Genomic DNA, 19,029 nt, shown 5'->3' on the forward strand with positions numbered 1-19,029 from the left:
CGAGGATCGGACGCACCCGTCCCGGCGGCTCCTCCCCAAGTGTCCCCTTGGTTCGCACGACCTCGTGCGAATACGCATCACGGTACGCCTGGAGTGGCCGTTGCACCAGTGTCGGCGACGAATCCGGCCGGATCGCGTCGGACCACCGCCGGCGCCTTGTCCGGAGCCGCCAATGAGAGCGCGGCCACGCTGTGGCGCGGCACAGGCGACCTCGCCGTCGTGCGGGTTCAGCTGCTCCGTGGCAGGACTCAGCCGACGATGCCGCGGAACGCCGACATGAGCGCGACCCGCTCGGCCGAGGACCGTGCCAACGGCGTGACCGCGAGCGTCGTGACCCCCGACTCCCGGAACGCGGCCACGCGCTCGGCGACCTCGGAGGCCGTGCCGATGAGGGAGATCGCCCGCACGAGCTCATCGGGCACGGCGGCGATCGCCTCGTCGCGCCGACCCTCGAGGTAGAGGTCCTGGATCTTCGCGGCATCCGCATCGAAGCCGTAGCTCGCGACCAGGTCGTTGTAGAAGTTCTTGCCGCGCGCCCCCATGCCGCCGACGTAGAGCGCGAGCTGCGGCTTCACCGAGGCGAGCGCGAGAGCCGCGAGCTCCGGGCTGTCGGTGATCGCGAGCGCCGGGCTCGCGTACACGTCGAGGGCGCCGAGCTCGTCGGAGCGCTTGGCCGTGCCGGCGGCGAGCGCGCCGCCCCAGACGTCTGCGGCCTTCTCGGGGTGGTAGAACATGGGCAGCCAGCCGTCCGCGATCTCGGCCGTCTGCTCGACCGATCGCGGGCCGAGGGCTGCGACCGAGATCGGGATGCGGTCGCGCACGGGGTGGTTGATGAGCTTCAGCGGCTTGCCGAGCCCCGTGCCCTCGCCCGCGGGCAGCGGGATGCGGTAGTGGCGACCGTCGTGCACGACGGGTTCGCGCCGCCAGGTCATGCGGCAGATCTCGATGATCTCACGGATGCGGGCGACCGGCGCGTCGTACTTCACGCCGTGGAAGCCCTCGATGACCTGCGGTCCGGATGCCCCGATGCCGAGCTCGAACCGGCCGTCGCTGACGTAGTCGAGGCCGGCCGCGGTCATCGCGGTGAGGCTCGGCGTGCGCGTGTAGAGCTGCAGGATGCCGGATGCGAGCGTGATCGTCGAGGTGCGAGCGGCGAGGAACCCGAGCTGGCTGACGGCGTCGAACGAGTAGGCCTCCGGCATGGCGATGAGGTCGACCCCGGCCTGCTCGAGCTCGACGACCTCGTCGGCCACCTCGCGGAATCCGCCTGCGTAGTTCAGGAACATGCCGACGCGCATGGGTCACTCCTCGTCGTGTGATCACCCGACCGGTCTCGGGCTGGTGTCGAGGCTAGCCGACCGCGTTCGGCCGGGAGGGGCGATTGTGCGGCATCCACCAACGCGCAGGTGCCGACGCGTCCTGCGTGGTGGAAACGCGAGAAGCCGGGCTCGGCGCCGCAGGCGCTCGCAGCATGCTCCGAGGCGGATGCCGCAGGCTGGAGGTCCGCGGTCCGCGGTCCGTGAACGCCGACCGCCTCCTCGACCCGACGAACGGAGCACCGGATGGACTGGAGCCTGGTGCTGGATGTCGTCCTGCTGCTCACCCTCATCGGCGCCGTCCTGAACGGGTACCGCGCCGGGCTGCTCCGCACGGCGGCCGGGCTCATCGGCGTCCTCCTCGGCGCTGCTACCGCGGCCGTCGTCATGCCGTGGGTGACGGGACTCGTCGCGGCGCCGGAGTGGCGGGTCCCGGCGGCGCTCGGCGCGGCGCTCGTGCTCATCGCCGTCGGCGCGTCGATCGGCGGCGCGATCGGAGCGGCCCTCGGGCGCGGGGCGGTCGCCGTGAAGCTCGGCATCGTCGATCGGATTCTCGGCGCGATCGGCAACCTCGTCGTGACGGTGTTCGTGGTAATGCTCGTGGCGACGGGCGTCGCGGCCATGGGCGTGCCGGTGCTCTCCCCCGCCATCGCGGGTTCCAAGGTGATCTCGACCATCGAGGCGATCACCCCCGAACCCGCGCAGCGGTTCCTCGCGGAGGTCCGCACCGCCGCCATGGGCGAGGCGCTGCCGTGGCTCGTCGACGTGCTCGAGGTGCCCGACGTCGCCCCCGAGGTGCCTGCGGGCGCCGTCGACGATCCCGAGATCGCGGCGGCCGCGGCATCCGTCGTGCGCATCACCGGCACGGCCTTCGAATGCGGCACGTCGATGTCCGGCAGCGGGTTCGTGATCGCGCCGGACCGGATCGTGACGAACGCGCACGTCGTCGCCGGCGTCGACGAGCCGGTGGTGGAGACGCCGGGCGACATCGCCCGATCGGGACGCATCGTCGCCTTCGACGCCGGTCTCGACCTCGCGGTCATCGCGGTCGACGGCCTCGACGCCACCGCCCTTCCGGTGACGGAGCCGGCGACCGGCGACGAAGTCGCGGTGGCCGGCTACCCGTTCGGCGGCCCGCTCGACCTGCGCCCCGGCTCGGTCATGTCCATCGGCCCGGTGACGTTCCTCGAGGGCGGCGGCTCGTCCACGCGCGACGTGATGACCCTCGCCGCCGATGTCGACCACGGTAATTCGGGCGGCCCGGTGCTGACCGGCGACGGCGCGGTCGGCGGCGTGGTCTTCGCGAAGTCGGAGACCGTCGCGAACGTCGGCTTCGCGATCCCGGTCGCGACACTGACGGCCTTCGCGGGCGACGCGGGCTCGCTCGATCGCGCGGTCGACTCCGGCAGGTGCGCCGTCGGCTGATCGGCGTCGATCGGACTACTCGGCGGTGAAGCCCTCGAACCGGATGCCCCACGAGAGCTCCCACGCCTCGCCCGGGTCGAGCCAGCGAAGGCCTCGGCCGGAGTTGAACGCCTCGGCCGGTGCGGTCATCGGCTCGATGGCGATGGCGACGTCGCCCTCCTCGCCGGGGAAGTTGCGGCTGGTGTAGACCTGCACGTACTCGAACTCGTCGTCGGCCCAGATGGAGACGCTGCGGCCGTCGGGCGCGGTGAGGGAGTGCAGCACCTCGCCGTCGCGGCTCACCACCTCGCCGAACGCGTCGTCGAGCTGGAGGTCGCCCACCCGGCGCCCGTCGCGGAGGTCCCATTCGGTGCCGTCCACGGGCACCTCGCCGGTGGGGAGGAGGCGGTCGTCGACCTCGATGTGGCTGGCCGCGTCGATCCTCAGCACGAGGTCGGAGGTCGGCACCCCGCCGATCTTGACGTACGGATGGGTGCCGAGCGCGATCGGCGCGGGCGCGCCGCCCTGGTTCTCGAAGTGGTGGGTGACGCGAAGTCCGTCGGCGACGAGCTCGTAGTGCACCGCGGTCTCGAGGAGGTACGGATAGCCCAGCTGGGGATAGACGGTGGCCGAGAGCGTGACCGAGTCGCGCTGCTGGTCGACCACCCGGTACTCGGTGTAGCGCAGCAGCCCGTGGATGGCGTTGTTCAGCTTGGGCTCGGTGATCGCGAGCCGGTGCTCGACGCCGTCGTTGGTCCAGATGCCGTCGCGGATGCGGTTCGGCCAGGGCACCAGCACGATGCCCGCGCCACTCGGCGGGGAGACGTCTTCGGCGAACGGCGGGACGAGGTCGATGCCGTTGATGCTGAGGGTGCGGATGCCCGCGGCGACGGCGGTGATGGTCGCGCTGAGGTCACCGCTCGCGGTCGAGGTCTCGAGCACGAACTGCTCGCCCGTGGGAAGCGTCATGCCTCCACTCTAGGGTCTCGTGCGAGCACGGTCGTGAGCCCCACCTCGTGCAGCTCGGCGAGGAGCGGCGCCGGTGCCGCGGCATCCGTGATGAGGGTGTCGAACGCGTCGACGGCGGCGATCCGGCCGAGGTGGACCTCGCCGAGCTTGGACGCGTCGGCGACCACGATCGAGCGTGCCGCAGCCCGGAGCATGAGCGTCTTGACGGACGCCTCCGGGAGGTTCGCGTTGGTGACGCCGTGCACGGGGTCCACGCCGTTGCAGCCGATGAACGCGAGGTCCACGTGCACCTCGTCGAGCATGGAACCCGCGAGCGGATGCACCAGCGAGTGCTGCTTGGGCCGGAGGCTGCCGCCCGTCACGATGACCGTGAAGCGAGGGATCTCGGGTTCGAGCTCGAGCGCGATCGACAGGCCGTTCGTGAACACGGTGAGGTCGTCGAGGTCGTCGCGGGCGCGCAGGGCGCGGGCGATCTGCAGGGTCGTGGTGCCGACGTCGAGGATGAGGCTCTGCCCGCTGCGGACGAGCGATGCCGCGTGCACCCCGATCAACCGCTTCGGTTCGACGGATGCCGCGAGCGCCTCCTCGAAGCTCGGCTCGCGTTCCGGCCGGTCGGCCTCGATGAGGGAAGACACCGGGACGGCCCCGCCGTGGACGCGGCGGATCGAGCCCTGTCGCTCGAGGGCGTCGAGGTCGGCGCGGGCCGTGACGGTCGTGACGCCGAACACCCCGCTGAGCTCGGCCACGCGGACGAACCCGCGTTCGGCGACGAGTGCGAGGGCGCGTTCGCGACGTTCGGGCGCGGGCAGGGCGGCATCCGTCATGGTGGAATCTTGGACGACCGCCGGGCATTTTGCAATACGAAACCCGGTTGTTTGCAAAACGAAATGCGCGTAGGGTGGCCGCGTGCACGACACCGATCACGTCTCCGACGCCCGCATCGCCGTCCGGGAAGCCAAGCTCGCCGACGGCCGCGACCTCATCTACTTCGACGACGTCGACACGACGCTGGCTCCTGAGCGTCGCGCCGACGAGCGCGTCCTCGACCCCCGGCCGGCGAACGCGCACATGCGCCAGGATCCGCTCACCGGCGAGTGGATCTCGATCGCCGCCGCGCGCCAGAACCGCGTGTTCCTGCCGCCGGCGCACCTCGACCCGCTCGCCCCGCAGACGGTGGACAACCCGTCGGAGATCCCGAGCGTCTACGACGTCGCCGTGTTCGAGAACCGCTCGCCGTCCTTCGGCCCCGAGCTCGCCGATCCCGATGCCTCGAGCGCCGAGACGCTCGCCGACCTGCGCCGCATCGGCCTGGAGCGCACGCGCAGCTCGGTCGGGCGATGCGAGGTCGTCTGCTTCAGCCCCGCCCACGAGGGGTCCTTCGGATCGCTCACCCGTTCGCGTGCACGCACCGTCATCGAGGCATGGGCGCACCGCACGGCGGCCCTCTCGGCACTGCCCGGGGTCGAGGAGGTCTTCCCGTTCGAGAACCGGGGGCGCGAGATCGGCGTCACCCTGCCGCATCCGCACGGGCAGATCTACTCCTACCCCTACGTGACCCCGCGCACCGAACGACTGCTGGCGGCCATCGACGACTACGGCCCCACCCTCATGGCCGACATCCTCGACCGTGAGCGAAACGGTCCGCGCGTGCTGCTCTCTGGCGAGCACTGGACCGCGTTCGTGCCGTTCGCGGCGCGCTGGCCCATCGAGATCCACCTGCTGCCGCACCGGCACGTGCCCGACTTCGCCGCGACCACCCTCGCCGAGCGCGACGAGCTCGCGGGCCTCTACCTGCAGCTCCTCCAGGGCGTCGACCGGCTCTACGACACCCCCACGCCCTACATCGCCGCGTGGCACCAGGCCCCGGTGCACGAGCACCGCGACGACGTGCGCCTGATGCTCCAGCTCACGAGCCCGCGCCGGGCCGCGGACAAGCTCAAGTACCTCGCCGGGTCCGAGGCGGCCAAGGGCGCCTGGATCGGCGACGTCACGCCCGAGGCCGCGGCCGAGGCGCTGCGCCGCGCCATCCACGCGACGGATGCCGCGGCCGACGCCCCGGCGCCCGCCACCGCCACCGCCACCGCCACCGCCACCGCCACCGAAGGAACCCGAGCATGACCGAGGCCACGCCGATCGCCGAGACCGCCGCCGGCTTCCGGGAGCGGTACGGCCGCGACCCCATCGGCGTCTGGTCCGCACCCGGGCGCGTCAACCTCATCGGCGAGCACACCGACTACAACGACGGGTTCGTGTTCCCGTTCGCGATCGACCAGCGCGCTGCCGTCGCCCTGGGCGCACGAGACGACCGGGTCGTCCGCGTCTCCTCGACCTTCACCGGCGAGGTCGTCGACGTCCACCTCGACGACCTCTCCCCCGAGTCGCTCGACGGGTGGTCGGCCTATCCGCTCGGCGTCGCCTGGGCCCTCGGGCAGTTCGGCGCCGACCTGGCCGCCGTGCCCGGGGTGGACCTGCACATCTCCAGCACCGTGCCGGTCGGTGCCGGCCTCTCCTCGTCGGCCGCCATCGAGAGCTCCGTCGCGCTCGCGCTCGACGAGCACTGGGGTCTCGGCCTCGACCGCCCGACGCTCGCGAAGGTCGGGCAGCTCGCCGAGAACCGCGTCGTGGGGGCCCCCACCGGCATCCTCGACCAGTCGGCCTCGCTCCTCTCGCGCGCCGACGCGGCCGTGTTCCTCGACTGCCGCAGCCTCGACGCCGAGGTGATCCCGCTCGGGCTCGTCCCCGACGGGCTCTCGATCCTCGTCATCGACACCCACGTCACGCATGCCCACGCCACGGGCGGATACGCCGCGAGGCGCGCCTCCTGCGAGGCGGGCGCCGAGGCGCTCGGCGTGGAGTCGCTGCGTGACGTGCAGGTCGGCGACCTCGACCGCGCCGCGTCGGTGCTCGACGAGGAGACCTTCCGCCGCGTCCGCCACATCGTGACCGAGAACCAGCGGGTGCTCGACACCGTGCGCACGCTTCGCGAGCACGGCGCCGGCGCCATCGGTCCGCTGCTCGACGCATCCCACGTGTCGATGCGCGACGACTTCGAGATCACGGTGCCCGAGATCGACCTGGCCGTCGCCACCGCCCAGGCGAGCGGTGCGATCGGCGCGCGCATGACCGGCGGCGGCTTCGGCGGCTCGGCGATCGCGCTCGTCATCGACGCGCTCGTGCCCGTGGTCGAGCGGGAGGTGCGCACCGCGTTCGCCGAACAGGGGTACCGGGCGCCGACGACGTTCGTGGTGCGGCCGAGCGAGGGCGCGCGCCGCGACGCGTGAGCGCGAGGCGCGATCCGCCTGCCGACGGTGGCCGCGTGCTGGTTCCCGCACGTGGCGGGCGAGCCCGGCGGCGCGGACGTCACGGCCGCGGATCAGGACGCGGATCAGGACGCCCGATGCCACTCCTCGGCCAGGATCGCGTAGGTGAAGCCGTCGATCCAGCCGAGCTCCTCGTGCCACGAGTCCCGGATGCCGTGCTGCTCGCGCCGCATGCCGACCCGCTCCATGACCCGCCAGGAGGCCGCGTTGTCGGCGAAGCATCCAGCGGTGACCCGGTGCAGGCCCAGCTCGGTGAAGGCGAGGCCGAGGAGGGCGCGGGCGATGTCCGTCGCGTAGCCCCTGCCGGCGTGGGCCGGATCGATGAGGTAGCCGAGCGTCGCCTCGGAGCCGCGCCAGGCGTCGCCCTGGAACTGGCCCATTCCGTCCTGCACGTGCAGCGATCCCGTGCCCACCACCGTCCCGTCGATCACGGCGACGGCCGTGTGCTGGGCCGGGTCCTCGACGGAGTCGAGCCACGCCGTCGTGAACGCCTCGGGGTCGACCGTGGTCCTGAGCAGCCAGCGCGTGACCTCCGGCCGGTTGCGCCAAGTCAGGACCTGCTCCAGCGCGGCCCGGGTCGGCGTGCGCAGCTCGAGCGGTCCGGCCGGTCGCGGCCACGCGACATCCGGGCTGGTCATCCCGTCGGCTCCCGCGTGGGGTCGACCGTCGGCTCAACCGTGGGTTCGACCGGCGGCTGGACCGGATGCGGCGTGCCGCCCGTGATGCGCACGAGTTCGTCGAACGTGGTCGGGAAGACGGTCTTCGCGTGGCCGGCCGCGGCCCACACCTCGTCGTAGCCCGCGAGGTCGACGTCCACGAACGTGCGAACGCGCGTCGGGTGGCCCACGGGTGCGACGCCGCCGATTACCTGACCGGTGGCGGCCTTGACGGTGTCCTTCGACGCCCGCCCGATGCGCCCGCCGAGACGGTCGCCGAGCCACTCGGTGTCGACCCGGTGCGCCCCGGAGGTCAGGACGAGGATGGGTTCGCCGTCGAGCGTGAACACGAGCGAGTTCGCGATCTGGCCGACCTGGACCCCGAGCGCGTCGGCGGCCAGCTGCGCGGTCGTGACGGCGTCGTCGAACCACACCACGCGCGGCTCCACGCCCTGCGCGGTGAGCGCGCCCATCACGGCGTCGACGGCGGGATGCGTGGGCACCGACGAGGCGGCGGGCACGGTGGCGGCGGGCACGGCGGCGGCGGTCTCGACGGGGGTCGCGTCAGTCGGCATGCTCCGATCCTAGGAGCGGGGCGAGCAGGCCGGGCACCTGACGCCTAGGCTGTCGGCATGACTGCCGACCCGTCGTCCCGTGTCCTCACGATCGCGGACGTGCCCGCACCCGAGGTCGACCCGTCGGCGTTCGTCGCGGCCGGGGCCGTCATCGTCGGCAACGTCCGCCTGGCCGCCGACTCGAGCGTCTGGTACAACGCGGTGCTCCGCGCCGAGGCCGAGCCGATCGTGCTCGGCGAGCGCTCGAACCTGCAGGACACCGTCGTGTGCCACGTCGACCGCGGCTATCCGCTGACGATCGGCAGCGACGTCTCGGTCGGCCACGGAGCCGTGCTGCACGGTTGCACCATCGGGGACGGCAGCCTGATCGGCATGAGCGCGACGGTGCTGAACGGGGCCGTCATCGGTGCCGGGTCGCTCGTGGCCGCGGGCGCGGTCGTCCTCGAGGGCACGGTGGTCCCGCCCGGCTCGCTCGTCGCCGGCGTGCCCGCGAAGGTGCGCCGCGAGCTCACGCCCGACGAGCAGGCCTCACTGCACCGGAACGCGCAGGCCTACCTCGGTCACGTCGGCCTGCACACCGCGCCCGTCGACTGACGCCGCGGCCGGCACCGCGGGCCGCGCCGCGACCCGCTCGGCCCCGCCGACGAGACGGCTCCGGAGCCGTCGCGCCCGGCGCACGACGCCTCTGGCCGGCACCCCGACGCCCCACGCGAGTGCGCCGAGCATGCTGCGATCGTGCTCGCCGAGCATGCGCCGTCGTTCGAACGCCACGCGCAGGCGCCCGCCCGACAGGTCCCGGCGGCGCACGAGCGGACGGAGGGGCACGATCTCCCTGGCCTCGGCGAGGGACTCGAGGCGGCGAACCCAGTCGTCGGCCTGCGCGGGATGGAAGTAGTTGTCGGCCAGCCACGCGGCATCCGCCGCCCCGAACCGGCCCTCGACGAGCTCACGGGTGGATCCGAGCAGCCCGGAGCCCTCGAAGACCGTGTTGATCATCGCCGGGGAGACGCCGTAGTCGTCCACGAGCAGGGTCGGCAGGCCCAGCGCGATCGCCTCGAGGGCGGCCGTCGAGCTGACGGTCACGAGGGCTCCCGCGCGCGCGAGCTTCTCGGCCATCGGGCCGTCCTCGATCACGAGGTTGTCGGGCGGGTCGACCTCGGCCATGAGGTCGGCGTAGTCGAAGGTCTCGGCATGGGTCTGCGCCTCGCCCCTGCGTGCGCGCACCTTCACGACGACGCGGCGGTCGGGCTGCCGCCGGGCGAGCTCCGCGAGGGCGGCGAGCAGGTGCACGCGGTCCGAACGCTCGGCGGGCACCTTCGCCTGGGTGGCGAACACGATGTCGGAGCCGCTGGATGCCGCGGGGCCTGCCGCGTCGGCGGACGCGAGGAAGGGCAGGGTCGCCAGCGCGAACGTCATGCCGAGCCCGAGCTCGGCCGCGTTCGCCCGGAACTCGCGGACCTCCCGGCGGCTGTGCAGCACGATGAGGTCGGTCTGCTCGCGGTAGATGACGGCCTTGGGCACCGCGGGGATCGTCAGCCCGGGGAACCCGCTCACGAGCACCGGACGGTCCCGACGCCGTTCGATGCGCGGCGCGACCACCCGCACGAACGGCCCACGCAACGAGAGCAGCACGGCGTGCGGGTCGAGCACGTCGAGCAGCCCGTCGAGGTCGTCCAGGTGCAGCACGCGCGTGCGCCGCGGCGAGAAGCGCGTGCCCGCGAGCGCGTGGGCGAGCTGCGTCGGGCTCGGCTGCACCGGGGAGGCGAGCACGACGAGCTCGACGTGCCAGCGGGGTGGCAGCTTCGAGGCGAGGGCGGCGCCCCACTTCACGTAGGAGTCGGAGTCGGCGATGACGAGCAGGCGCCGGCTCGCGGCATCCGTCGCCCGTGCCCGTTCGAAGTTCACGCGGGCACCCGGCGCAGCTTCGCCCGGGGCGCCTCCTCGCCGGGGAAGACGCGCTTGACCCCGTCGCCCATGGCGTCGCCGATGATCCGGATGTCGCGCACGAGGTGCTCGAAGCCCTGCGGCTCGAGGGAGGCCGCCTGGTCCGAGCCCCACATGGCGCGGTCGAGCGTGATGTGCCGTTCGACGGCCACCGCCCCGAGCGCGACCGCCGCGAGCGAGATCTGCAGCCCGCGCTCGTGGCCCGAGTACCCGATCGGCACGCCCGGGTAGCGCCGGTGCAGCGTGTCGATCATGCGCAGGTTCGCCTCCTCGACGGGCATCGGGTAGCTCGAGGTGGCGTGCATCAGGACGAGCCGGTCGGTGCCCAGCCGGTCGACGGCCCGGTCGATCTCCTCGATCGTGGACATGCCGGTCGAGAGGATGATCGGCTTGCCGGTCGCGGCGAGCGCGTCGAGCAGGTCGAGGTCGGTGAGCGAGGCCGAGGCGACCTTGTGGGCGACCACGTCGAGCCGCTCGAGGAACTCGACCGAGGGCACGTCCCACGGGGAGGCGAACCAGTCGACGCCCGCGCGCATCGCGTACGAGGCGATCTCGAGGTACTCGGCCTCGCCGAACTCGACGCGGTACCGGTAGTCGAGGTACGTCATCGTGCCCCACGGCGTCTCGCGCTCGACGTCGCGCATGTGCTCGGGCGTCGCGATCTCGGGGGTGCGCTTCTGGAACTTCACGGCCTGGGCGCCGGACTCGACGGCGACGTCGATGAGGCGCTTGGCGATCTCGACGTCGCCGTTGTGGTTCAGGCCGATCTCGCCGATGACGTACACGGGCTGACCCGGGCCGATCAGCGAGGTTCCGATGCGTACCGACATGTGGTGCTCCTTCATCGCGCGGTGGCGGGTTCGCGGTGCTCTGCCCGCCGGGCGGCGAGTTCGCGTGAGGTGACGATCAGGTCCGCGATCTCGCGCACGGCGCCGTGGCCGCCCGTGCGATCGAGGACGTGCCGGGCGGCGGCGAGCACGTCGGGCACGGCGTCGCGCACGGCGACCGGCCAGCCCACGAGCTCCAGCGCCGGCAGGTCGTTGCGGTCGTTGCCGACGTAGGCGATGCGGTCGAGCCGGATGCCGCGGCTCGACGCCCAGTCGGCGAGCGCCTCGCCCTTCTCCTGGACGCCGTGCAGGCATTCGACGCCGAGCTTCTCGGCGCGGCGCGCCACGACCGGATCGGCCTCGCGGCTGAGGATCAGCACGGGGAGGCCGGCCGCCCGCAGGCGGGCGACACCGGCACCGTCGGAGCGACTCACGCGCACCGACTCCCGACCCAGGGTGTCGACCCAGGCCGTGTCATCCGTGTGCACGCCGTCGAAGTCGGTGACCAGGGCGTCGACGTCGATGACCGGATGCCGCGGGTCCCCGTCGCGGACGGCGGCGCCGTCGATCGACGGGGCGAGCAGCGCGGCGCGCGCCAGGTCGGCCGCGTCGTCGATCTCGATCGCGTGGTCGGGATGCACCTGCGCCATGCCGACCCTGCCGAAGAAGCGGTGCCCGGCCTGCACGAAGCCGTCCGCCCGCATGACGTAGAAGGCGCCCGTCTCGGCGTACTCGGGCTCGCGGTCCTGGCGGCGCGGGCGCGCGGATGCCTCGTGGTTGACGCCGGCAGCGCCCTCGGGCGTCTCGGCCCAGAGGAAGACGTGGCTCGCCACGGCCGAGAACACCACGTCCTGCTCGCCGTCGAGCACCCGCTCGACGGCACGGTCGAGCGCCGCATGGTCGATGAACGGGGACGTCGCCTGAACGAACACGAGCACCTCCGGCCGGACGCCGGTGTGCGCCGCGACGCTGTGCAGTGCGTGCAGCAGCGCGGACTCGGACGTCGCCGTGTCGCCCGACAGGTCGTCGGGGCGCCTGACCACGCCCGCGCCGGCGGCCCTGGCCGCGCCCGCGATGCCGTCGTCGTCCGTACTCACGAGGACGGCGTCGATGAACCGGGCGGCGCTCGCGGCGCGCACCGCGCGGGTCACGAGCGGAACGCCGCCGACCTCGGCGAGGTTCTTGCCGGGCAGGCCCTTGGAGCCGCCCCGCGCGGGGATCACCGCGATCACCCGCGGGGCGGGGTGCATGGCTCGGCCGAAGGGCCGCCCGTCTTCGAGCATGCTGCGAACCTATGGGCGGGCCGTGGCCGCACCCTTGCCGACGGGTGATCGCCCGGTGAACGCACGGCGACCGGCAGGCGACGGTCGACACCGCGACCGCCGCCCACGGGAGGCGACGGGCCGTCACCGCGGCGATGGCCCGGACGGCAGCGACCCGGGACCGAGACGGCGGATGCCGCGAGGCTCGGCCCGCGGCATCCGCCGTTCGTGTGCGCTCGACCCGGCTAGCTCGCCAGCCGCTGCTCGGCCGCCTTGACGACGTTCGCGAGCAGCATCGCGCGGGTCATCGGGCCCACTCCACCGGGGTTCGGCGAGAGGTGGCCGGCAACATCCGCGACCGCGGGGTCGACGTCGCCGGTGAGACGACCCTCGCCCGTGGCTTCGTCCACCACGCGCGTGATGCCCACGTCGAGCACGGCCGCTCCGGGCTTGACCCAGTCGGGCCTCACGAGGTGCGCCACGCCCACCGCCGCCACGACGATGTCGGCCCGGCGCACCTCGGCGGCCAGGTCGACCGTGCGCGAGTGCGTGAGCGTCACCGTGGCGTCGAGTCCCTTGCGGGTGAGCAGCAGTCCGAGCGGACGCCCGACCGTGATGCCTCGGCCGATGACCGCGACATGACGACCTGCGATCGGCACGTCGTAGCGCTGCAGCATCTCGACGATGCCCGCCGGGGTGCACGGCAGCGGCGAGGCGAGCTCGCCCGAGACGCCGAGCACGAGCCGCCCGAGGTTGGTCGGGTGCAGTCCGTCGGCATCCTTGTCGGGGTCGATGAGCTCGAGCATCGCGTTCTCGTCGTGCCCGGCGGGCAGCGGCAGCTGCACGATGTACCCGGTCACCTCGGATGCCGCGTTCAGGTCGGCGATCGCGGCGCGCACGTCGGCCGGCGAAGCCGTGGCCGGCAGGTCGACGCGGATCGACTCGATGCCGACCTCCGCGCAGTCGCGGTGCTTGCCCGCGACGTACGATCGCGAGCCCGGGTCGTCGCCGACGAGCAGGGTGCCGAGGCCGGGCACGACGCCCGCCCCGCGCAGCGCCTGGATGCGCGAGGCGAGCTCGGACTTCACGGCGGACGCCGTGGCGACCCCGTCGAGCGTGATGGCCGTCATCGCGGCGCCTACTGGGAGAGGCCCGGGTAGAGCGGGAAGGCCGCCGTGAGGGCCTCGACGCGCGAGCGGAGCTCGGCGACATCCGCCTCGCCCTGGAGTGCGAGCGCGATGACGTCGGCGACCTCGGTGAACTCGGCGTCGCCGAAGCCGCGGGTCGCGAGCGCCGGCGTGCCGATGCGCAGGCCCGAGGTGACCATCGGCGGGCGCGGGTCGAACGGCACCGAGTTGCGGTTCACGGTGATGAGCGCCTCGTGAAGGAGGTCTTCGGCCTGCTGGCCGTCGATCTTCGAGTTGCGGAGGTCGGCGAGCACGAGGTGCACGTCGGTGCCGCCCGTGAGCACATCGATGCCCGCAGCGCGCGAGTCGTCGGCCGTCAGACGGTCGGCGAGGATCTGGGCGCCCCGGATGGTGCGCTCCTGGCGGTTCTTGAACTCCTCGGACGCCGCGATCTTGAACGCCGTCGCCTTGGCCGCGATGACGTGCATGAGCGGGCCGCCCTGCTGGCCGGGGAACACGTTGGAGTTCAGCTTCTTCGCGAGCTCGGTGTCGCGCGAGACGATGAAGCCCGAGCGGGGGCCGCCGATGGTCTTGTGCACGGTCGAGGAGACGACGTCGGCGTAGGGCACCGGGCTCGGGTGCAGGCCCGCGGCCACGAGGCCGGCGAAGTGCGCCATGTCGACCCAGAGCTTCGCGCCCACCTCGTCGGCGATCGCGCGGAACGCGGCGAAGTCGAGGTGGCGGGGGTACGCCGACCAGCCGGCGATGATGACCTGTGGGCGGTGCTCGAGGGCCTTGTCGCGCACGACGTCCATGTCGACGAGGAAGGTCTCGGGGTTCACGCCGTAGGAGACGGCGTTGTAGAGCTTGCCCGAGAAGTTGAGCTTCATGCCGTGCGTGAGGTGACCGCCGTGCGCGAGCTCGAGGCCGAGGATCGTGTCGCCGGGCGTCGCGATCGCGGAGAGCACCGCAGCGTTGGCGGTGGCGCCCGAGTGCGGCTGCACGTTGGCGTACTCGGCGCCGAAGAGGCTCTTCGCACGCTCGATGGCGAGCGACTCGGCCACGTCGACGTACTCGCAGCCGCCGTAGTAGCGGCGGCCGGGGTAGCCCTCGGCGTACTTGTTGGTGAGCACCGACCCCTGCGACTGCAGCACCGAGACGGGAACGAAGTTCTCGCTCGCGATCATCTCGAGGTAGTCGCGCTGGCGACCGAGCTCGAGCTCGAGCACCTCGGCGATCTCGGGATCGACCTCGGACAGGGGGGCGTTGAAAACGGACTCGGCCAAGACTGGCTCCTTCAGTGACGGTACGGACCAAACGAGGGTTCCTCGTCGCGCGACTCGCGCGACAAGGCATCCGTACCGGCCCAGGCGTGCGGTCGATACTCGCCAGTCGCTCCCCGATGGGAATCCATCTCAACGCCAGTCGCGACCCCGCAAGCATAGCAACGGATGCCGCCCGCGGAGCGGTCCATTCGTCTCTCCTCGTCCCGATGCCCGGCCGACACCCTGTCGCGGCGTCGTCGCAGGTGGCAGGATGGAGCCGCGCCGCTCTGTTAGGAATCCTTCGTATTCCGGCGGCCGACCCATCCGAGGACGCATGCCACGCCGAACCCGAACCACCGCAGCCCTCGGGCTCGGCCTCGCGGCGATCGCACTCGCGGCCTCCCTCACCGCGTGCGTCCCACCCGCGCCTGCCCAGAACGGAGACGCCGTGACCGGCATCGTCCCGGCGCCGATCAGCGCCGAGTACCCCGAGGGCGCCGCGCCCTTCCGCCTCGACGACACGACCCGGCTCCTCGTGAGCGGCGACGGCGCCGCGGGCGTCGCAGAGACGTTCGCGGCCATGGCGCGCCGGTCGACGGGGTTCGAGCTGCCCGTCGTCGTCGACGGGTCCGAGGGCGGCGAGCCGGCGGCATCCGATGTCGTGTTCGTCGTCGCCGACGGAGAAGCGCCCGACGGCGTCGCCGAGGGGTACACGCTCGAGTCGGGCGACGGCGGCGTGCGCCTCGCGTCCGACACCCCCGCCGGCCTGTTCCGGGCGACGCAGTCGCTGCGCCAACTGCTGCCGGCCGAGATCGAGCGAGCGGATGCCGCGACGCAGCCGGCCGGCGGATGGACCGTGCCCGCGGCATCCGTCGCCGATGCGCCCCGATTCGCCTATCGCGGGTCCATGCTCGACGTCGCGCGCCACTTCTTCCCCGTCGAGGACGTGCTCGAGCACATCGACCGCATCGCACTGCTGAAGCTGAACGTGCTGCACCTGCACCTGACCGACGACCAGGGGTGGCGGATCCGCGTCGACTCCTGGCCGGAGCTCACCGTCGCGGGCGCGGCCACCTCCGTGGGCGGCGACGGCGGCGGCTTCTACACGAAGGAGGATTACCGGCGCATCGTCGAGTACGCCGCGGAGCGGTTCGTGACCGTGGTGCCCGAGGTCGACCTGCCCGGCCACACGAACGCGGCGCTGCACGCGTACCCCGAGCTGAACTGCGACGGCGTCGCGCCGTCCGCCTACGAGGGCGTGGAGGTCGGCTTCTCCTCCCTCTGCGCCGCCCCCGCGCGCGCCGAGGCCACCGACCGGTTCCTCGCGGACGTGCTCGGAGAGCTCGCCGAGATGACGCCCGGCCCGTGGCTGCACGTCGGCGGCGACGAGTCGCTGGCGACCTCCGAAGCCGACTACCTCGACCTCGTGCGGCGCATCACCGCCGCCGGCGCGGCCACCGGCAAGACGCTCATCGGCTGGCACGAGATGGGCGCGTCGCGCGAACTGCCCGCGGGCACCGTCGGCCAGTACTGGGACTTCGTGACGCCACGCGAGGATGCCGCGCAGCTGACGACCTCGTTCGTCGAGCAGGGCGGCAGCGTCATCCTCTCCCCCGCCGACGTCGCGTACCTCGACATGAAGTACCCCGACGACCCGGACGGCCCGATCGGCACGAAGCCCGGCCAGCTGTGGGCCGACGGCCCGACGACACTCGAGGAGGCGTACGGCTGGGAGCCGACCGCGATCGTCCCCGGCCTCGCCGAGGGCGACATCCTCGGCGTCGAGGCGCCCGTCTGGACCGAGACCATCGCCACGACCCCAGACCTCGAGTTCATGGTCTTCCCCCGCATCGCGGCGGTCGCGGAGATCGCGTGGTCGCCGGCGCCCTCTGCCGAGGCGCTGGCGTCCGCCCGCCCCAGTGCGGAGGGTGGCGCCCGCGACGTCGACGACTTCCACGCCCGACTGGCGGCACTCGGCACGCACCTCGACGAGCTCGGGGTCGCGTTCCGCCGCGTCGGCGGGGTGCCCTGGGTCGGCTGAGCCGCCCGCGGCGCCTCGGCGCTCGGCCCGCCCCGCCGCGGCCCCGCCCGCGCCGGCTTGGCCCACACCCGCCCGGCCGCGCGCCGCGCACCTCCTCGGCTCGGCAGCATCCGCTGCTCAGGCATTCGGCCGCGCCTCAGGACAGAACACCCGCAACCGGCCTGAGCTGCGTACGAATGCCTGACCGGCGTGCGTCGGCGGGTACCGAAACCGAGCCCGGCCCGGACCCGGACCAGGGGCCGAAGTCGGATCCGGAGCCGGATCCGGGTTCGACGCCGGCGCGACGCGTACCTCGAATGACCGTGCGACTCGTCCTCCGCAGGCCCATGACCACCGTCTCCCCGTCGTCACGCCGGTGCTGTTCCGCACTGCGCGGCGCCAAGGCCCGACACTTCATCGATGCGTATGTCATTGGCCGATTGGCTCGACTCCGAGGGCGGGATCCGACACGTGGAGCAAGCGCTCGGTGCGGGCTACACGAGGTACGCGATCCGTACGGCGGTCGCGCAGGGCGCGGTCCGCCGACTCCGCCGAACGTGGATCGCCACTCCCGCGGCTCCCGCTCTGCTCCGAACCGCGGCGTCCCTCGGCGGTCGCGTCGCGTGCATCACCGCAGCGCGCCTGCACGGCCTCTGGGCCATCGACGACGACCGTCCTCACTTCGCCGTCGCCCATGGCGCCTCGCGATTCGATGCCGGCGGCGCGCGAGTCCACTGGAACGCGGGCCCGATCGGTCCGACCCGGTTCGAGCTCGTCGAGTCCGTCGTCGACGCGCTCGTGCACATCGCGGGATGCCGTCCGCTCGACCACGCGCTCGCGACCTGGGAATCCGCCCTCCGAAGCGGGAGGGTCGACACCGAGTACCTCGCGCGGCTCCCACTCCGACACACGGCTGCTCATCGTGTGCGCGACGGCGCGTCGCAGCTCTCGGACTCCGGCCTCGAGTCGATCGCGTTCGCCCGCCTCCGGAGGATCGGACTCGCGATTCGACAACAGGTCCGTCTCGCGGGGCACTCGGTCGACGGCCTCGTCGGGTCGCGTCTGGTGATCCAGATCGACGGATACGAGTTCCATCGCGACGCCGCGAGCCGCCGGCGGGACATCGCCCATGATCGGCGTCTCGCCCTCATGGGCTTCACCGTGCTGCGCTTCGACTACGAGCAAGTGCTCTTCGGGTGGCCGGCGGTCGAGCATGAGGTGCGGGCGGCCGTGGCGGTCGGGTTGCATGAGATCCGCGACATCCGCTCGTCAGGCGAACGAACGCCATTCAGGCCGGCACCACGGGAAACGGCCTGAGCTGGAGGCGAATGCCTGAGCTCCGTGCGATGAGCGGATGCCGCGGGTCGGCCCCGCGGCATCCGCTCGACGGCGCGAAGCAGCGTCCGCGGCATCCGCTCGAGCGCAGCGCAGCGCTACTTCACGCTGCCCGCGGTCAGGCCGCCGACGAGGCGCTTCTCGATGAGCATGAACAGGATCACCACGGGCACGATCGCGACGATCGAGACGCCGAAGACGTAGTGCCAGCTCGTCTCGTACTGGCCGACGAACTTCGTCAGCGCGACCGAGAGGGGCTGGTTCCCGGCCGTCGAGAGGATCACCAGCGAGGCCGCGAACTCGTTCCAGCAGGCGACGAAGGTGAACACGATGGCCGTGACGATGCCGGGCCAGACGAGCGGGAGGCTGATCTTGAAGAGGACCGTGAGCCGGTTGGCGCCGTCGATCTGGGCCGCCTCGTCGACCTCCTTCGGGATGCCGGCGAAGAAGGAGTGCATGATCCACACGGCGAAGGAGAGGTTGAACGCCGAGTTGATGAGGATCATCGCCGCCCACGTGTCGATGAGGTCGAACGCGAGGAACTGTCGGAACAGGCCGGAGGTCAGCACCGCCGGCTGCAGCATCTGCGTGACGATGACGAGGAAGAGGAAGACCATGCGACCCGGGAACTGGAACCTCGCCGTGTAGTACGCGGCCGGCATCGCGACGAGGAGCACGAGCAGCGTCGCGAACACCGAGATGACGATCGTCGAGATGAGGTTCTGCACGAGGGGCGTCTCGGGCGTGGACCACATGTTGACGTAGTTCTCCCAGTGCCACTCGACCGGGAAGTACGTCGGGTCCACCGACCGGATCTGCGCCTTCGTCTTCACGGAGCCGAAGAACATGATCGTGTACGGCAGGATGAAGATGCCGAGCACGATGAGGCCCGCGAGCATGCGCAGGAGGACCTTGCCGATCGGCACCTGGTCCTCGGTGTAGCGGCGCTTGCGGGCGGATGCCGCGGGCGGGCCGATCGTCTCGAACGCGGGTGCGGTGACGGCCACGA

The 19,029-nt window shown here is 72.3% G+C and carries 17 protein-coding genes and 1 riboswitch; of the genes, 6 read left to right on the forward strand and 11 right to left on the reverse strand.

All coding sequences use genetic code 11. The features are described from left to right. Nucleotides 1-248: 248 nt before the first annotated feature. Complete coding sequence (locus GQQ95_RS09065) at nt 249-1,298, reverse strand: LLM class F420-dependent oxidoreductase (protein ID WP_157427347.1); 1,050 nt, start codon at nt 1,296-1,298, stop codon at nt 249-251. Between the two features lie 264 nt (nt 1,299-1,562). On the opposite strand from GQQ95_RS09065, the gene GQQ95_RS09070 reads away from it, so the two are divergent. Continuing rightward, a complete protein-coding gene (locus GQQ95_RS09070) occupies nt 1,563-2,741 on the forward strand; it encodes a MarP family serine protease (RefSeq protein WP_157427348.1) in 1,179 nt (392 codons plus the stop codon). Nucleotides 2,742-2,756: 15 nt separating this feature from the next. Here GQQ95_RS09070 and GQQ95_RS09075 read toward each other — a convergent pair whose 3' ends face one another. Then, nucleotides 2,757-3,689 (reverse strand): aldose 1-epimerase family protein, encoded by a 933-nt coding sequence (locus tag GQQ95_RS09075; RefSeq protein ID WP_157427349.1) that lies wholly within the window; start codon nt 3,687-3,689, stop codon nt 2,757-2,759. After that, nucleotides 3,686-4,513 carry a DeoR/GlpR family DNA-binding transcription regulator gene (locus tag GQQ95_RS09080; RefSeq protein WP_157427350.1) on the reverse strand — a complete coding sequence of 276 codons (828 nt, stop codon included), beginning with the start codon at nt 4,511-4,513 and terminating at the stop codon, nt 3,686-3,688. Before GQQ95_RS09080 ends, GQQ95_RS09075 begins: the two co-directional genes overlap by 4 nt. A gap of 82 nt (nt 4,514-4,595) precedes the next feature. Between GQQ95_RS09080 and galT the strand changes: the two genes are divergently transcribed. Both galT and galK read left to right on the forward strand, forming a co-directional pair. Beyond that, entirely contained in the window at nt 4,596-5,807 is a 1,212-nt protein-coding gene (gene galT / locus GQQ95_RS09085; RefSeq protein ID WP_157427351.1) for a galactose-1-phosphate uridylyltransferase, read from the forward strand. Next, a complete protein-coding gene (gene galK, locus GQQ95_RS09090) occupies nt 5,804-6,970 on the forward strand; it encodes a galactokinase (protein ID WP_157427352.1) in 1,167 nt (388 codons plus the stop codon). Before galT ends, galK begins: the two co-directional genes overlap by 4 nt. A 104-nt stretch (nt 6,971-7,074) precedes the next feature. Here the strand turns inward: galK and GQQ95_RS09095 are convergent, their stop codons facing one another. Both GQQ95_RS09095 and GQQ95_RS09100 read right to left on the reverse strand, forming a co-directional pair. After that, nucleotides 7,075-7,647 carry a GNAT family N-acetyltransferase gene (locus GQQ95_RS09095; protein ID WP_157427353.1) on the reverse strand — a complete coding sequence of 191 codons (573 nt, stop codon included), beginning with the start codon at nt 7,645-7,647 and terminating at the stop codon, nt 7,075-7,077. Further along, nucleotides 7,644-8,138: a YbaK/EbsC family protein gene (locus tag GQQ95_RS09100; protein WP_157427451.1), complete on the reverse strand. Its 495-nt coding sequence runs from the start codon at nt 8,136-8,138 to the stop codon at nt 7,644-7,646. Before GQQ95_RS09100 ends, GQQ95_RS09095 begins: the two co-directional genes overlap by 4 nt. A gap of 159 nt (nt 8,139-8,297) precedes the next feature. On the opposite strand from GQQ95_RS09100, the gene GQQ95_RS09105 reads away from it, so the two are divergent. Next, complete coding sequence (locus GQQ95_RS09105) at nt 8,298-8,834, forward strand: gamma carbonic anhydrase family protein (RefSeq protein ID WP_157427354.1); 537 nt, start codon at nt 8,298-8,300, stop codon at nt 8,832-8,834. On the opposite strand, the gene GQQ95_RS09110 is transcribed toward GQQ95_RS09105, so the two are convergent. From GQQ95_RS09110 to glyA, 5 genes are all read right to left on the reverse strand, one after another. Then, on the reverse strand, nt 8,769-10,145 hold the full coding sequence (locus GQQ95_RS09110) for a DUF6716 putative glycosyltransferase (RefSeq protein WP_157427355.1): 1,377 nt from the start codon (nt 10,143-10,145) through the stop codon (nt 8,769-8,771). The two genes, GQQ95_RS09105 and GQQ95_RS09110, sit on opposite strands and share 66 nt — an antisense overlap. Further along, entirely contained in the window at nt 10,142-11,014 is an 873-nt protein-coding gene (locus GQQ95_RS09115) for an N-acetylneuraminate synthase family protein (protein ID WP_157427356.1), read from the reverse strand. The genes GQQ95_RS09110 and GQQ95_RS09115 overlap by 4 nt, the downstream gene beginning before the upstream one ends. Nucleotides 11,015-11,025: 11 nt before the next feature. Further along, nucleotides 11,026-12,294 carry an acylneuraminate cytidylyltransferase gene (locus tag GQQ95_RS09120; protein WP_246205331.1) on the reverse strand — a complete coding sequence of 423 codons (1,269 nt, stop codon included), beginning with the start codon at nt 12,292-12,294 and terminating at the stop codon, nt 11,026-11,028. Nucleotides 12,295-12,518: 224 nt separating this feature from the next. After that, nucleotides 12,519-13,403, reverse strand: a complete 885-nt coding sequence (locus GQQ95_RS09125; RefSeq protein ID WP_157427357.1) for a bifunctional methylenetetrahydrofolate dehydrogenase/methenyltetrahydrofolate cyclohydrolase — start codon at nt 13,401-13,403, stop codon at nt 12,519-12,521. Between the two features lie 8 nt (nt 13,404-13,411). Further along, nucleotides 13,412-14,686, reverse strand: coding sequence for a serine hydroxymethyltransferase (gene glyA, locus GQQ95_RS09130; RefSeq protein WP_157427358.1), 1,275 nt, complete (start codon nt 14,684-14,686; stop codon nt 13,412-13,414). Nucleotides 14,687-14,757: 71 nt separating this feature from the next. Then, nucleotides 14,758-14,839: riboswitch (ZMP/ZTP riboswitch) on the reverse strand. Between the two features lie 160 nt (nt 14,840-14,999). On the opposite strand from glyA, the gene GQQ95_RS09135 reads away from it, so the two are divergent. Together GQQ95_RS09135 and GQQ95_RS09140 are read left to right on the forward strand one after the other, a co-directional pair. Then, entirely contained in the window at nt 15,000-16,706 is a 1,707-nt protein-coding gene (locus tag GQQ95_RS09135) for a beta-N-acetylhexosaminidase (protein WP_157427359.1), read from the forward strand. Nucleotides 16,707-17,105: 399 nt separating this feature from the next. Then, a complete protein-coding gene (locus GQQ95_RS09140; protein WP_157427360.1) occupies nt 17,106-18,002 on the forward strand; it encodes a DUF559 domain-containing protein in 897 nt (298 codons plus the stop codon). Between the two features lie 116 nt (nt 18,003-18,118). Here GQQ95_RS09140 and GQQ95_RS09145 read toward each other — a convergent pair whose 3' ends face one another. Then, nucleotides 18,119-19,027, reverse strand: coding sequence for a carbohydrate ABC transporter permease (locus GQQ95_RS09145; protein WP_246205333.1), 909 nt, complete (start codon nt 19,025-19,027; stop codon nt 18,119-18,121). Nucleotides 19,028-19,029 lie beyond the last annotated feature (2 nt).

Source organism: Agromyces salentinus, from assembly GCF_009749395.1.
GTDB lineage: Bacteria > Actinomycetota > Actinomycetes > Actinomycetales > Microbacteriaceae > Agromyces > Agromyces salentinus.

What these genes read in the sequence shown, in the direction of transcription:
- GQQ95_RS09065 (WP_157427347.1), bottom strand. Translation starts at nt 1,298, where the DNA reads ATGCGCGTCGGCATGTTCCTGAACTACGCAGGCGGATTCCGCGAGGTG.
- GQQ95_RS09070 (WP_157427348.1), top strand. Translation starts at nt 1,563, where the DNA reads ATGGACTGGAGCCTGGTGCTGGATGTCGTCCTGCTGCTCACCCTCATC.
- GQQ95_RS09075 (WP_157427349.1), bottom strand. Translation starts at nt 3,689, where the DNA reads ATGACGCTTCCCACGGGCGAGCAGTTCGTGCTCGAGACCTCGACCGCG.
- GQQ95_RS09080 (WP_157427350.1), bottom strand. Translation starts at nt 4,513, where the DNA reads ATGACGGATGCCGCCCTGCCCGCGCCCGAACGTCGCGAACGCGCCCTC.
- galK (WP_157427352.1), top strand. Translation starts at nt 5,804, where the DNA reads ATGACCGAGGCCACGCCGATCGCCGAGACCGCCGCCGGCTTCCGGGAG.
- GQQ95_RS09095 (WP_157427353.1), bottom strand. Translation starts at nt 7,647, where the DNA reads ATGACCAGCCCGGATGTCGCGTGGCCGCGACCGGCCGGACCGCTCGAG.
- GQQ95_RS09100 (WP_157427451.1), bottom strand. Translation starts at nt 8,138, where the DNA reads ATGGGCGCGCTCACCGCGCAGGGCGTGGAGCCGCGCGTGGTGTGGTTC.
- GQQ95_RS09105 (WP_157427354.1), top strand. Translation starts at nt 8,298, where the DNA reads ATGACTGCCGACCCGTCGTCCCGTGTCCTCACGATCGCGGACGTGCCC.
- GQQ95_RS09115 (WP_157427356.1), bottom strand. Translation starts at nt 11,014, where the DNA reads ATGTCGGTACGCATCGGAACCTCGCTGATCGGCCCGGGTCAGCCCGTG.
- GQQ95_RS09120 (WP_246205331.1), bottom strand. Translation starts at nt 12,294, where the DNA reads ATGCTCGAAGACGGGCGGCCCTTCGGCCGAGCCATGCACCCCGCCCCG.
- GQQ95_RS09125 (WP_157427357.1), bottom strand. Translation starts at nt 13,403, where the DNA reads ATGACGGCCATCACGCTCGACGGGGTCGCCACGGCGTCCGCCGTGAAG.
- GQQ95_RS09135 (WP_157427359.1), top strand. Translation starts at nt 15,000, where the DNA reads ATGCCACGCCGAACCCGAACCACCGCAGCCCTCGGGCTCGGCCTCGCG.
- GQQ95_RS09140 (WP_157427360.1), top strand. Translation starts at nt 17,106, where the DNA reads ATGCGTATGTCATTGGCCGATTGGCTCGACTCCGAGGGCGGGATCCGA.